The organism is Paenibacillus sp. P32E (assembly GCF_001909085.1).
GTDB lineage: Bacteria > Bacillota > Bacilli > Paenibacillales > Paenibacillaceae > Paenibacillus_AQ > Paenibacillus_AQ helianthi.
In genome coordinates this window covers 29,853-44,807 of the sequence record NZ_LVYY01000018.1, presented here as the reverse complement: position 1 = coordinate 44,807, position 14,955 = coordinate 29,853, and the positions used below count along the sequence as shown (strand labels likewise).

Below are 14,955 nucleotides of genomic sequence, written 5' to 3'. Positions count from 1 at the left end.
ATACCATATACAGGGATTTAATTCTATATATTTACAATAAAAAATCTCTCGAAAACAGTATTTTTTGTAAAAATATTTCCATTTCGATCATATTTTCGCGTGGATATTCGACTTCTATCCAATCTCCACAAAAAAAACCATTCTCTTACGAGAGGCCATGCTGCCCCATTTCGTAAAAGAACGGTTCTGTGCAAATATTTTCTACCTCTTGATGTACGCTACTGTCCGCGCCGCAACCCTTGGTTATGGCGGATCTTCGCCTCATTACCCTGTTCGGTAGCCTGATAAAAGACCCTTCGGGCAATCGCCTTCGGCAAATATTCCTGCTTCACATAATGGCCGGGAAAATCATGCGGATACTGGTATCCTTCGTGGCCAAGCACCGATGATCCCTTATAATGCGTATCCCTTAGATGGAGCGGTACCTCGGCGGATTTCAGTTCCTCAATACTATCCAGCGCGTTCGAAATCGCCATCACGACGGCATTCGACTTCGGACTCTCCACGGCGAACAGAATGGCCTGTGCGATGTTCAGCCTGGCCTCCGGCCAGCCATTATTGCGGTAGGCCTCGAGAGCACTGACCGCCTGTACCATCGCCTGCGGATTGGCCAAGCCGATATCCTCGCTGCTGGCCGCAATCAGGCGCCGGATGAACGTCATCGGGTCCATGCCAAGCTTCTCCACGGCATAGAGGAACCAGAACAGAGCAGCATCGCTGGACCCGCGGATGCTCTTATGAAAAGCCGACAGGATGTCGTACTGCGTCGATTCATCGGCTTTGACAATCGGACGGCGGATGGATTCCTCCGCTACCGCAAGGGTAATATGAACGCTACCGTCAGCCTCCGGTGCTGTTGTCATGGCAGCCAGCTCCAGCGCATTCAGTGCGCGCCGGATGTCGCCGTTGGCCATGCCGGCAATATGCTGCAGCGCTTCTTCATCCGCCTGCAGCTGCATGAATCCCAGCCCCCGCTTCTCATCAGCCAGCGCTCTGTGCATCGCAACCAAGCTATGCTCACTTGTCAGTGATTCCAGCTGAAACAGCGTGGAGCGGCTCAAAAGGGCTCCGTTTACATAATGGAACGGGTTCTCGGTAGTCGCTCCGATAAAAATTATCGTGCCCTTCTCTACAGCAGGCAGCAGCGCATCCTGGCGGGAACTGTTAAAACGGTGCACCTCGTCCAGGAACAATATCGTCTTCGAGCCGTACAAAGATTTATTGCTCTGGGCACGCTCAATGACCTCACGCACATCCTTAACCGATGCCTCCACCGCATTAAGACGTACAAATTCCCCCTGCGTATGATGGGATATAATATGGGCCAAGGTCGTCTTGCCGCAGCCGGGCGGGCCATAGAGCAGAATGGAAGACACCTGGTCGGCTTCAATCGCACGGCGAAGCAGCTTGCCTGGTCCCACAATATGCTCCTGGCCGATATATTCATCGAGATTCTCCGGGCGCATCCGGTCTGCAAGCAGACGTCCGCCCGCGGGTTCCTCACCGAAAGAAAATAAATCCATGATTCCACTTCCTTGCTATGATCTTGTAGGCGTTGTAAAGCATTTCCGCTCTCTATCATACCACACGGCAGCAGCAAGCGAAGTGGAAACGGCTTCGTCGTCCTATAAAAGGACGATATCCGTTTCAGCGAGAAATAGAAGGATCATTTATAGCGTGAAACATATAAATACTTATATTTAAATAAAAGAGCATGACCTCGCTCTCCTGGCGGGTGCCATGCTCTTTGTTCAAAGTTCAGGCTAGCGGTTCATCGCCAGCCGTGTTTTTGAAATAATCTTGCGGATGCTTTCTTCAGATAAGTGATACCTCTTCTGCAGCTCGTTCACCGAGCAGCCGCTGCTGTGACTGCAGAAAATTTCCTCGTTCCGGCTGGCAATCTCTTGCCTGGAGCCGCTGTTCTCGCCCCATTTTACCCGCTCTTCCGTTTTCTTCGGGATGTAGAGCAGTTCACCCTGGATGTATCCCTGTAGCTCTTCGAGCAGACCCGGGGGGAGCACATCCTTTCCATTTACATAACTCACGTACCGTTTCCTCCTTCAACAGGTGTGTTCCCTTGTGTCCGATCACTGCGCTGTTCATCAGCTTCATGTCACCTGCCTCCTTTCTTCTCCTCAAATTTGGTAAAACCGTAATTTCATTATATAAAACCCTGTGGTTAGCGTCTACATTCAATGTAATATACTCTTCATAAATGATAAGGAGGCCTCGCGGCCTCCTCGTATACAGGCTTCCGCACTAGACGGAAACCACCTCGTATTCTGAAAACATTCCAATCAGCCTCCTTCCAGAAGTAATCTTGCCCGGCCGGACACTTATTATTAAGCCATAGGGAAGCCCCGGTTACAAGTTCAAGAATAGTTATAATCGTTCTCCACCAGAACGGAGGGGAAAGAAAATTACGGAATTTCTTATTCAGGCCACCCTAGTGCAGTCCCATCCCCATTCCGAAGATATGGCGGAAGACTGCCGCCGTGGAGCATCCACAGCTCGTGGAGAGCACGGGTACAGCCTACATACATCAGCTTCGCATCCCAAGCCGCGTCACCGTAATGGTCTGAATCCGCATCAGCGAGGATTACAGCGTCGAACTCCAGCCCCTTGGACAGGTAGACCGGCAGCACGGACAGCCCGCCCCGGTATTCGGTCATGCTGCCGTCGATCAGATGAATATCATCGAACGACCCTGCAAGCTCTGTGTACAGCTCTGCGGCTTCCCGCAGGCTGCGGGTCAATACAGCCACTGTCCTGTATTCCCGGCCCGAGAGCGATGCCAGCGCCGTTCTAACGGCCTCCATGCGGCTGTCCCCGCCTGCTGTATGCTCCGGCTTCTCTTCTGCGTATGGAATCAGCCGAACCGGATTTCCGCTGCGGAAGACGGGTACGGCCAGCAGGCTGCTGCCGACTCCGGCGGACAGAATGCCGTTGGCGAATTCGATAATCTCCATGGTTGAACGGTAGCTGCGCGTCAGCGCATGGTAAGCCGTGTGCTCAGGGGCGAACAGAGTCTGCATTTCTTCCCAGGCATGCACGCCTTTATAAGCATGAATCCCCTGGGACAAATCGCCCAGAATGGTAAAGGAATGACCTTTTACATACAAATCCAGTACTGCAATCTGAAAAGGTGAAAAATCCTGCGCTTCATCAATAACAATATGGTCAAAGCGGCTGCTGCCTTCATTTCCGTTCAGCAAATAATGAATGTACAGCAGCGGCGGCAGATCCTCTTCATGCAAAATGCCTTTTTTGAGGTCCTTGACCGTCAGCTTCAGCACACCTTGCGGAATTCTGTCCGGCGCCTCTGCCGGCCAATCCTCAGGGACCTTTACGGCACGGAAAATCTGCTTGTAGATCATCAGCGGATCATACTTCGGCCATTTTGTGCTGTAGGCCTTTTCGCGCGCCGCACTTTTCTTCTTCCGGTCCTTAAGTGCCGCAGCCGAGGGACTCTTCTTCAGCTCCATTTCAATCCAGCGGTGAATCCGCGCCATGACCCGTTCCTTGCGCTTGGCTGGCGGATACGGAGCGTACTCCTCATTATGCCAGCGCAAAATCATGGACCGGCGCAGCACTGAGCCTTCCCAGGGACTGAAGTCGCCTTCCGGCACCGCACCGTTCTCCAGGAGGCCAATAGCAGACTCAATAATTCCCATCAAGGCAGTCGATCCCTTGAAACGGCCTGGTGTTTCTTCCGTAATCTCCGGCATACCGCCTTCGCGTTCAAACCAAAGATTCATAGTATCTGCTGCATTCTGCTCGGGCAGCACAACCCCCAGCACATCTGCTGCCCAGTCCGGGAAGGTGCTCTGGGCGATATTGCCGACGCCAAGCTCCGGCAGCACATCCGAAATATAATCCAGGAACATCCGGTTTGGCGCAAAAATAATCATTTTCTCCGCTAATACCTGATCCTTGTATTGATACAGCAGGAACGCCAGCCGGTGCAGAGCGACCGTGGTTTTCCCACTGCCCGCCACGCCTTGGATAATGAGCGCGGTGTTCTTTGCCGCCCGGATAATCCTGTCCTGCTCCTCCTGAATCGTTGAGACGATGTCACGGAGCCGGTTGTCCTTGTTCTCACCCAGCCGGTAGACTAGAAATTCATCCGATACGGCCGGAGCGTCGCTGTCGCGGTTATAGGTATCTGCTACCCGCTCCAGAATCTGCTTGCGGATCACTACGTTCCGCTTCAGGTACACCAGCCCTTCGATCAGCCCCTCCGGAGCTTCGTAGGAGGCTGGTTCCGTCCCGCCGGTAAACGAATAGAACAGGCTCGCTACCGGAGCACGCCAGTCGATCACCAGCGGACGGTCGCTTACCTGTTCCCGGTCTACACCGATTTTACCGATATAGAGCGCCTTGCGTTCATCCTCATCCTTGCCCTGAAAATCAAGCCGTCCGAAATAAGGCTCCTGCCGCAGCTTGGCAAGATCTTTGCGCCGCTGCTCTCTTGAGTCCTCCAGCACCTGCTCCGTATACTCATGCCCAGTGTATACCGGAATGCCCCGCAGTCTCTCAAGAACGGTGTCAATCTCCGTAAGCGCGCTGTTCAGCCTGTCTTCTTCCTCTTGATAGGCACTTTGAAAGTTGTCCTCCAATTTCAGTTACCTCCTAAAAGTCTATGGGTTACGCCTGCTCCCGGCAAGCGCACACCCTGATTTGCCCCGTGCAAGACTGGCTTCACTCACACAAAAAGGATATTCATCATATCACAACAGATTCTGGAATACCATCCCTTTTGAACCAAGCAGAAGCGGGGTCCGTTTCTGCTTGGAATAGACCTATCCCATCAAAGCATGCAGCACAAAGTTAGCCACAAACAAACCGGCGATGCCATACAGCGCGGGCGGAACCTCTTTGCCTTTGCCCATAGCCAGCTTCACAATCGGATAGGTGATGAAACCAAAAGCCATACCGTCCACGATACTGTAGGTGAACGGAATCATCACCATAATCAGGAATGCGGGGAACAGCTCGGTCAAGTCGCTGAGATCCATCTCGCGTACACTCTGCACCATCAGGCCGCCGATGACAATCAGAATCGGCGCAATGGCGCTGTCCGGCACGTAGGCCAGCAGCGGAATGAAGAGAAACGTGGCACTGAACAGGAGGCCTGTGACCAGTGAGGTCAGGCCGGAGCGGCCGCCTGCAGCAATCCCTGCCGTAGATTCAGCAGCCGCAACCACAGGGCTGCTGCCGAACAGTCCGGCAGCGATATTAGCGATGGATAGCGCACGGAGGCTGCTTTTGAAGCGCTCCGGACGGCCTGCCATCAGCGTCTGGGACGAGATGAGTCCGATATTTTCAAACACGACAATCAGCAGCAGTAGGAATACAGCGATCCAGAAGACCAGGCTGATCCCCCGGCTCCAGTCCATTCCGACAAACACATCACCATATCCAGCAAAAATATGCCCTGAATCTGCCTTTTCCGGTGCATGTGCCGCCCCCAGCAGGTAAGCCAGCCCCGTACCTGTCAGCATACTGATCAGCAGTCCGCCCCTTGTACCACGGATGAACAGCACCAGCGCAAGAATAAGAGTCACACAGGAGGTGATAACAGCCGGATTACTAAAGTGGCCGATGGCGACAAAGGTCGTGCGATGGGCAATAACGATGCCGCTTTTTTGCAGACCGATAAACGTCAGAAACAGCCCGATCCCGACCGTAATCGCATGCTGCAAATTATGGGGAATCGCATCGCTTAAAATCCGGTACAGCGAGGTAAATGCCACAATGGCGAACAGCACTCCTGTTACGACTACTACTGCGAGCGCTTCACGCCAGTCCAGCTTCATGGAATGCACCAGCGTATAGGTGAAAAAAGCATTGATGCCCATACCCGGCACCACTATAATCGGCGTTTTGCCACCAAAGGCCATCAGGAGACAGCCTGCAACTGCCGTCAGCAGTGTTGCCACCATCCCTGCCCGCAGCGGCATCCCTGCATCATGCAGAATTGCCGCGTTGACCATCACAATATATACAGAAGCAAAATAGGACAGAATACCTGCCGAGAGTTCCCTTTTCCAGTTGTCGCCCGGCTCCAGGCCTACACTATTTCGCCAAACCTTCGATTTCATAAAAAAACCTCCACTAATCATTGAATCACGGGTAAGCCTCTGTTGCATTAATAAACCGCAAGTGGAAACGGCTTCGCCGTCCTTTTAAGGACGGTATCCGTTACAGCGAGAAATATAAGGATAATTTATAGCATGAAACATATAAATTCTTATATTTCAATAAAAGGGCGTAAACAGCCGGATGGCGGCTGTACGCCCTTTGTTCTACAAATCATTCATCCCCTAGTACCTTGCGGTCATCCTTCACAATCAGCGTTTCTTATACAGTGATGCCGCCTGCCTCCAGCAAGTCGCGTACGGTGACACTAACCATAATGAGACCAACGACCGGGGGCACAAACGAGTTGCTGGCCGGAGGTTGTTTGGCTTTGCGCCGGTCCGGCGCATTGGCGGGAACAATCTGTTCTGTAACATCCTCACGCGGCTTCACCGGTTCTTCCGTTGAGAACACAACCTTAACGCCTTTCTTGATACCTTCCTTGCGCAGCTTCTGGCGTACGACACGGGCAATCGGGTCCATGCTGGTCTTTGAAATGTCAGCCACCTGAAAACGGGTTGGATCCATTTTGTTGGCTGCGCCCATGCTTGAAATCATCGGAATTCCCCGGGCCAGGCATTCCTTGATGATATGAATCTTATAGATAATGGTATCCGAAGCATCGATTACAAAATCAGGATTATACTTGAACAGCTCCTCATACGTTTCGTCCGTATAGAACATGTTCAGCGCAATCGCTTCGCATTCCGGATTGATCAGCTTGATGCGCTCCACCATCAGATCCGTTTTGTTCTGGCCAACGGTTGTGGTCAGTGCATGGATCTGGCGGTTGATATTCGTGATATCTACCGTATCCTTGTCTATCAGGATAATCCGGCCGATTCCGGTGCGGGCTAGAGCTTCAACAGCCATAGCACCCACACCGCCGATCCCGAGCACTGCCACTGTGCTATTTTTCATGATCTCCAGACCTTCTGGTCCAATAGCCAGCTCCGTACGTGAGAACTGATGCAGCATAACGTACAGCCTCCTATCAAAGTTTTGTAAGCATAAGCTTACAGAACTTCAAAATGATTTATTTCTTTTCTTTGTCTGGCTTAGGAGCCAGTCTAATATGAAGCTGCTCCAATTGACTAGCGTCTACCGGTGCAGGTGCATCCATCAGCAAATCGGTTGCACTTGCTGTTTTTGGGAAAGCAATTGTTTCACGGAGATTGGTACGGCCTGCCAGCAGCATAATCAGACGGTCGAACCCAAACGCGATTCCGCCATGCGGAGGCGTGCCGTATTCGAAGGCATCCATCAAGTAACCGAATTTCTCATAGGCTACTTCTGTTGTGAAGCCAAGGGCATCGAACATTTTCTCCTGAACATCGCGCTTGTATATACGCTGCGAGCCGCCGCCGACTTCATAGCCGTTAAGTACAATATCATAGGCTTGCGCGCGGATAGCACCAGGATCTGTGTCGAACAAATGCAGGTCTTCGTCCATAGGACGGGTGAACGGGTGGTGTTCCGCTACATAACGCTTTTGGTCTTCATCATAGCCGAGAAGCGGGAATTCAGTTACCCAGGCAAATTTGAATACACTGTCATCGATCAAGCCAAGCTGGCGGCCGATCTTCAGGCGCAACGCCCCAAGAACATCTGCCACAACTTTCTTATTGTCAGCCGAGAAGAGCAGAAGGTCACCTTCTTCAGCGCCTGTGCGCTCCTTCACAGCAGCGATCTCTTCTTCCGTGAAAAATTTGACGATTGGGCCTTTGAACTCGCCGTCTTTTACTTGAATCCAAGCCAGGCCCTTCGCGCCGTAACGTGCAGCATAAGGTCCCAGGTCATCGATTTCCTTACGGGTCCAGGTGCCGCAGCCTTTGGCGTTGAGGCACTTCACTTCTCCGCCCTTTTCAATGACAGAGGCGAACACTTTCACTCCGCTGGCGGCTACGATATCGTTCATTTCTACCAGTTCGAGACCAAAACGCAGGTCCGGCTTATCGGAGCCATATTTGCCCATAGCTTCGGCATAGGTCAGGCGCTGGAACGGAGTGGAGACTTCTACGCCAATTGTTTCTTTCAGGAGACGCTGCATCAGCGATTCCATCATGGACAGGAGTTCGTCCTGAGGCATAAATGAGGTCTCGATGTCGAACTGGGTGAATTCCGGCTGACGGTCCGCGCGAAGGTCCTCATCACGGAAGCAGCGGGCCATTTGGTAATAGCGTTCAATGCCGCCAACCATCAGCAGCTGCTTGTAGATTTGCGGCGACTGCGGAAGCGCGAAGAATTCACCGTCATGCACCCGGCTTGGCACCAGATAATCACGTGCGCCTTCCGGGGAGCTTTTGGTCAGTATTGGGGTTTCGATATCGATAAAACCTTCGCTGTCCAGGAAGTCGCGGAAGATTTTGGCCGCTTTGGAACGGAGCAGCATGGTCTTGTACATTTCCGGACGGCGCAGGTCGAGGTAACGGTATTTCATTCGGAGGGACTCATCGACTTCCACTCCATCTTCAATGAAGAATGGTGGAGTCTTGGCTGCATTCAGTACTTCGATTTCTGTAATCTGTACTTCAATCTCGCCGGTAGGCAGATTGCGGTTAATGGTTTCTTCATCTCTCTTCACAACTTTGCCTGTAACGGACAGCACATATTCACTGCGAACCTTGTCAGCAGTCTGCAGCGCTTCACCGGAGTAGTCCGGGTTGAACACGATTTGCACAATTCCGCTGCGGTCGCGCAGGTCGATAAACAGCACGCCCCCCAGATCGCGGCGGGTCTGCACCCAGCCGTTCAGTGTTACCGTCTCGCCAATATGCCCTAATGTCAGCTGTCCACAGTTATGACTTCTACTCATAATTTATCCTACCCCTTTATGGTTAAAATACCTATTTGGTCTCATTAATTGCTGTGCATTCCTATCCATGTCAATCCTAAGTCAGTGATGCTGCCAGGTCTTCCAGCCTTACAGTCCGCTGTTCACCTGTTTCCATCGATTTCAGGGCTATGACGCCGCTGCTCAGCTCATCTTCGCCCAGAATCGCTGTATACCGTGCATTCATACGGTCTGCCGATTTCATCTGCGCCTTCATCTTGCGTCCAAGGTAATCCCGTTCCGCAGAGTACCCCAGGCTTCGCAACGTGAACAGCTGCTTTGTAATTTCCATGTCTGCAGCTTCCCCGAGAGCGACAAAATACACATCCAGCGGCTTGGCTGGCTCCAGTTCTACACCCTGATTCTCCAGAATCAGCAGAATCCGCTCCAATCCGATTCCAAAGCCGATGCCCGGCTGATCCGGCCCGCCGATTTCTTCCACCAGACCGTTGTAACGGCCGCCGCCGCCAACAGTATCAATCGAGCCGATACCAGCCGCTTTATATTCAAACGCGGTATGCGTGTAATAATCGAGACCACGTACAAGACGGGGGTTAATACTGTATTCAACACCCATAACATCCAGATGTGCTTTGACCTGCTCAAAATGTGTGGTGCACTCCTCATCCAGACTATCGAGAATGGATGGTGCGCCGCCAAATTTATCCTGGTCCACCTTGCAGTCCAGCACGCGCAGCGGATTGCGCTCCATCCGGCGCTGACAGTCACTGCACAGGGTATCCCGCATTGGCCGCAGGAAGTTCAGGAGTTTCTCGCGGTAAGCCGCACGGCTGGGCGCATTCCCTACAGAATTCAGCTCCACCTTTACATCCTTCAGTCCCAGATCCTTGTAGAACTGATAGCCCATAGATACTACTTCCGCGTCAATAGCCGGGTCTACCGCTCCAAAGGCTTCAATACCAAACTGGTGGAACTGGCGGTATCTTCCTGCCTGCGGCCGTTCGTAACGAAACATAGGTCCGATATAGTACAGCTTGCTGACATCCGGTTCACCATACAGCTTGTTCTGAACATAGGCACGCACTACACCGGCTGTTCCTTCCGGACGAAGCGCCAGATCGCGGTCTCCCTTATCCTTGAAGGTGTACATTTCACCTTCCACGATGTCTGTTGTTTCCCCCACGCCGCGTTCAAAGAGCCCTGTGTGCTCGAACATCGGTGTGCGGATCTCACGGTAATTGAACCGCCGGCAGAGATCTCTCGCCTTGCTCTCAACAACCTGCCATTTCTCCACTGCACCCGGAAGCACATCCTGCGTGCCCGTAGGCTTCTCAAATCTTTCCTTTGCCACAGCCAATCCCTCCTGAAAATAACAAAAAATCCCTCGTCTCTGTTTGTTACAAACAGGGACGAGGGATTATCATAACCAATAATTCACCCGTGGTACCACCCACATTCCGGATTCAGGATAACCATCCCTAAACCCGCTCTAAGCGGTTAACGCCCGCCTACGCGCTCCGGCTACTGACCTGCGGCAATCCTGTGATTGCCTGCTTTCGCCGTGCGTTCTCGGGGAAGTCATTCATCCGTTCATCAACAGAATCCTTACAGCCAGCGCGTAAACAGTGTGTTAATCCTTCTAATGGACTACACTGATTCAGCGGGGATTCTTCTCTGGGGTTGTGGGTTACGGATTACTTGGTCCCGTCATCAAAACACTATAACATATCGTATATTGTTAGATTCTACTGAACCACTGCGCTAAAGTCAAGGCATGGAACAAAATACATCCTCTCTATATGCCTCTGGACACGCGGGTAAAAAAAAATGACCTGCAGCCGATTGCTGCAGGTCCATCATCATATATTATAAAAAAGGGGGTCATGCCTCTATTATAAACACGCTATATTAAGGAATCATGAATGGAATATTACGGTTACATTACAGAAAAGAAAGCGTTCTATTGCCCAGGACATTCCCCAATTCTTGCCCACAAATCACTTTACACTACAACATTATTCTCTGTCTAGAGATATAGTACATATTTTGGGTATTAACCAATAAAAAAACTCCGCAAGCCCTTTACGAAGGGTTACGGAGCCTTTCAGATGTTCAGCAACCTTCTTTCCCTAATCACGCTCTTGTCCGGAGACCGTTAGCCTGAACCTACATTAATCTTCAAAAATCTCCACAAAGGCATGTTTGCCGCGCAGAACCTCAACGACCTCATTATGCTTTTCTTCAGGTACCTTGAGGGCCATCACATAATGCAGATCGTCCAAATTACGGTCATCTGCATCCGATCCGCTGCGTACATCACCGGCACTACGTGCATCTGTGTTGTCGTCCAGATCATCGTCCACCCGGATGCCCGGTACGATGGCCGCTCCAGAAAGCGAACCTGTCGCGCCTGCAACCCCAAAAGCCCCCCCGGCCATGGATGAATTGTTGTAAGGCACCAGCGGCAGCAGAATATTACGGCTGCGGTGGTCTCCTTTGTCCAGAGGATCTGTTAATGGAGATACTTCTATGCCTTCCACACCGTAAGGGATCAAAGCTGTCTTCGCACCTTCCGCTTCACTTTCGGTTCTGAAATACGCCTGAATTCTTGTACTCATGGTCGTTCCCTCCTTATGAATGGTAAGATCACTGAATTCCTGGCACTGATCAGGATTTGCGGACCATTACAGATGGATGCAATAAGTTTCGTCTTCGTCTTCGTCTTTCTATTACCCGCATTAACAGGCTTTCTAACGACCCGGGTACAACTCCGGGATATTTACCTTCAAGAACGAAGCTGTGAACTGAAGACACACACAGGAAAAACCGCACTCCCTAATCCTCAGGTGCGCGGCAAAAGACTGCGGCTGTTTCCTTTTAACACTTGAGGTTCTCTATAATCATCGGAACCCTTGGCTGCCGCCATAGCTTCAGCACAGCAGCCTGCACTGCATGCAGGAATGCTGCTCCAGCTCCGCGACTTTTCTGATTGTCTCATGACCTGATTCCCCGCTATCTGCATATACTCGATCCCTTCTAGTTTATCCAGCCCAAGTAGGGTCTATCCGTACGAAAGAAGGGGGGGCCCATGAAACCAGATTCCTTTACAAAAACAAAAAAAGTGCCTCACGCCAATTCCTTACGGAACTTCGTATGACACTTTGGATCATTCAATACCTATTGTTCTGTGGTTCATTTTGATACTAAGGATTAGCCACGGCTGTCGAGCAGAAGCGTTACCGGCCCCCAGTTGGTCAGCGACACATCCATCATAGCGCCGAAGACACCGGTCTCCACCTGCAGCCCTCCGGCTCTCAGCTCTTGATTAAAGTAATCATATAGCCGCTCTGCCTCGGCAGGCGCAGCTGCGGCCATAAAGTTCGGACGGCGGCCTTTGCGGCAGTCCCCATATAGCGTGAACTGGGACACGGATAATATAGCTCCTCCTGTATCGGTGACACTGAAGTTCATTTTACCGGCCTCATCCTCAAAAATGCGAAGTCCGGCTATTTTATCTGCCAAATACTTGGCGTCCTTCTCTGTATCCTCATGGGTAACGCCGACCAGCAGCATCAGGCCTTCACCAATGGCTCCGGTCACAGCACTGTCTACGCTCACCCTGGCTTCCTTGCAGCGCTGCACTACAACTCTCATTAGCCTTTCAGCTCCTTGCCCTATCCTGAAATAACGATGTCCGAACGGAGGACATTGTTATGAAAGCCTCGAATTTGGCGAAGCCAAATGGAGGGCACCATCTATGAAACCTCATCGTCTGAAGTACCGCGAAAGAGCGGCATGGATGTCTACTGCATAATCCGGTTTACTGTGTATACATCCTTGACCCGCTTCACCTTATCGACCACAGACTGCAGATGATCGGTGTTGCGAATCAGAATCGTCATATGAATCATCGCCATTTTGTTCTTGTCGCTTCGTCCGGTGACAGCCGAGATATTCGTCTTGCTCTCCGACACGGCCTGCAGCACTTCATTGAGAAGTCCATTCCGGTCATGGCCGGTAATCTCAATATCCACGCTATAGTTGGCCTCCATGCTGCCTTCCCAATCCACTTCGATCACCCGTGCCGATTCTTCGCCATCCCCTTCGGCAGGAATATTCGGGCAGTCTTCACGATGGACGGAAACGCCGCGGCCGCGGGTCACATAGCCGATAATATCGTCGCCTGGTACCGGATTGCAACATCGCGCAAAACGCACAAGAAGATTATCAATGCCTTTTACACGTACTCCGTTGGTCGGCTGATTGCGCTTCTCCCCACTTGATTTGATTTCTTTCATTTGGGAAGTTAGCTCCAGATGGCCGGCTGCTTCTTCCTGTTCCTTACGCAGCTTCTCTGTAAGCTTGGAAGCAATTTGGGCGGCGGTAATTCCGCCAAATCCCACTGCCGAGAGCATATCTTCTACATCATTGAACGCGAATTTTTTGGCCACTTCCGACAATTTGTCTTCCGTGAGCCAATCCGAAACTTCCACGTTCAGACGTTTCAGCTCACGCTCAATCGCTTCCCGGCCCTTTTCAACGTTCTCCTCGCGTTTCTCCTTCTTGAACCATTGCTTGATCTTGCTGCGGGCATGAGAGGATTGGGCAATCTTCAGCCAGTCACGGCTCGGGCCGTAAGAGTTCTTCGAGGTTAGAATCTCCACGATATCCCCGGTCTTCAGCTTATGGTCCAGCGGCACAATACGCCCGTTCACCTTGGAGCCGATCGTCCGGTTCCCCACCTCTGTATGAATCCGGAAGGCAAAGTCAAGCGGTACAGAACCTGCCGGGAGCTCTACAACCTCACCCTTAGGGGTAAACACAAATACGAGATCGGAGAAAAAGTCCATCTTGAGTGATTCTACAAACTCCTCGGCATCCTTCGCCTCATGCTGGAGCTCCAGAATCTCGCGGAAAAATGGCATACGGTTCTCCGGATTGACATTATTACCGCTGCCTTCTTTGTAAGCCCAGTGGGCCGCAATCCCGAACTCAGCCGTACGGTGCATCTCCCATGTGCGGATTTGCACTTCAGTCGGTTCTCCGCCCGGACCCACCACGGTGGTGTGCAGCGACTGGTACATGTTTGCTTTGGGCATGGCAATATAATCCTTGAAACGGCCAGGCATCGGCTTCCAAAGAGTATGAATAATGCCGAGTGTGGCATAACAATCCTTAATATTGTCGACGATAATGCGGATGGCAAGCAAATCATAAATTTCATTGAACTGCTTGTTCTTCGTACTCATCTTGTTATACACGCTGTAAATATGCTTCGGACGGCCCGAAAGATCGCCTTCGATGCCCATTTCGTCCAGTTTGGAACGGATACGGCCGATAACGCTATCGATGAACTGCTCCCGTTCTGCACGTTTCTTGTGGACCAGGTTAGCAATACGGTAATACTGCTGCGGGTTCAGATACCGGAGGGCAATATCCTCCATCTCCCATTTGATCGCAGAAATCCCCAGCCGGTCCGCAATGGGACAAAAAATCTCCAGCGTTTCATAAGAAATACGTCGCTGGCTTTCTTCCGACTGGTACTTAAGTGTACGCATATTGTGCAGACGGTCTGCCAGCTTGATTACAATGACCCGGATATCCTGAGCCATGGCGATGAACATCTTGCGGTAGTTCTCGTTCTGCTGCTCTTCCTTGGAGCGGAAACGAATCCGTTCCAGCTTGGTCAGTCCGTCTACCAGCATCGCGCAGGTATCGCCAAATTTCTCACGGATCTGCTCCAGGGAAACGGTCGTATCCTCTACAACATCATGCAACAGCGCTGCAATAATGGAAATGACATCCATTTGCATATTGACGACAATATCTGCGACCGCGAGCGGATGCAGAATGTATGGCTCCCCCGATTTCCGAACCTGCCCGTGATGAGCCTGATCGGCAAATTCATAAGCTTCCCGGATGCGGAGAAGATCTTTTTCTTTTATATAGGCGCCGGCCTTTTCGGTTAATTGCTCTATGCCCATTCTCGTCGTATCCGTTTCCTTTCTATAATAAAATGA

At 51.5% G+C, this 14,955-nt stretch carries 11 protein-coding genes; all 11 read right to left on the bottom strand.

The window, feature by feature from the left end:
• Nucleotides 1-218 precede the first annotated feature (218 nt).
• The 11 genes from A3848_RS17905 to A3848_RS17855 all read right to left on the bottom strand — a co-directional run bounded on the left by A3848_RS17905 (nucleotide 219) and on the right by A3848_RS17855 (nucleotide 14,919).
• Nucleotides 219-1,523 (bottom strand): replication-associated recombination protein A, encoded by a 1,305-nt coding sequence (locus A3848_RS17905; protein ID WP_074086276.1) that lies wholly within the window; start codon nucleotides 1,521-1,523, stop codon nucleotides 219-221.
• Between the two features lie 240 nt (nucleotides 1,524-1,763).
• The gene (locus A3848_RS17900; protein ID WP_074086275.1) at nucleotides 1,764-2,045 is read right to left on the bottom strand and encodes a CD3324 family protein; all 282 of its coding nucleotides are present in this window, start codon (nucleotides 2,043-2,045) and stop codon (nucleotides 1,764-1,766) included.
• 387 nt (nucleotides 2,046-2,432) lie between these two features.
• Nucleotides 2,433-4,619 (bottom strand): HelD family protein, encoded by a 2,187-nt coding sequence (locus A3848_RS17895; RefSeq protein WP_074086274.1) that lies wholly within the window; start codon nucleotides 4,617-4,619, stop codon nucleotides 2,433-2,435.
• 183 nt (nucleotides 4,620-4,802) lie between these two features.
• Nucleotides 4,803-6,104: an NCS2 family permease gene (locus tag A3848_RS17890; RefSeq protein ID WP_074086273.1), complete on the bottom strand. Its 1,302-nt coding sequence runs from the start codon at nucleotides 6,102-6,104 to the stop codon at nucleotides 4,803-4,805.
• Between the two features lie 259 nt (nucleotides 6,105-6,363).
• Nucleotides 6,364-7,119: a tRNA threonylcarbamoyladenosine dehydratase gene (locus A3848_RS17885; protein ID WP_074086272.1), complete on the bottom strand. Its 756-nt coding sequence runs from the start codon at nucleotides 7,117-7,119 to the stop codon at nucleotides 6,364-6,366.
• 58 nt (nucleotides 7,120-7,177) lie between these two features.
• On the bottom strand, nucleotides 7,178-8,956 hold the full coding sequence (gene aspS, locus A3848_RS17880; protein WP_074086271.1) for an aspartate--tRNA ligase: 1,779 nt from the start codon (nucleotides 8,954-8,956) through the stop codon (nucleotides 7,178-7,180).
• Nucleotides 8,957-9,032: 76 nt separating this feature from the next.
• Nucleotides 9,033-10,286, bottom strand: coding sequence for a histidine--tRNA ligase (hisS, locus tag A3848_RS17875; RefSeq protein ID WP_074086270.1), 1,254 nt, complete (start codon nucleotides 10,284-10,286; stop codon nucleotides 9,033-9,035).
• Nucleotides 10,287-11,106: 820 nt separating this feature from the next.
• Nucleotides 11,107-11,553, bottom strand: a complete 447-nt coding sequence (locus A3848_RS17870) for a hypothetical protein (protein WP_074086269.1) — start codon at nucleotides 11,551-11,553, stop codon at nucleotides 11,107-11,109.
• Between the two features lie 224 nt (nucleotides 11,554-11,777).
• On the bottom strand, nucleotides 11,778-11,933 hold the full coding sequence (locus A3848_RS32400; protein WP_167374628.1) for a hypothetical protein: 156 nt from the start codon (nucleotides 11,931-11,933) through the stop codon (nucleotides 11,778-11,780).
• Between the two features lie 212 nt (nucleotides 11,934-12,145).
• On the bottom strand, nucleotides 12,146-12,589 hold the full coding sequence (gene dtd / locus A3848_RS17860; protein WP_074086267.1) for a D-aminoacyl-tRNA deacylase: 444 nt from the start codon (nucleotides 12,587-12,589) through the stop codon (nucleotides 12,146-12,148).
• Between the two features lie 149 nt (nucleotides 12,590-12,738).
• Nucleotides 12,739-14,919 carry a RelA/SpoT family protein gene (locus tag A3848_RS17855; RefSeq protein WP_074086266.1) on the bottom strand — a complete coding sequence of 727 codons (2,181 nt, stop codon included), beginning with the start codon at nucleotides 14,917-14,919 and terminating at the stop codon, nucleotides 12,739-12,741.
• Nucleotides 14,920-14,955 lie beyond the last annotated feature (36 nt).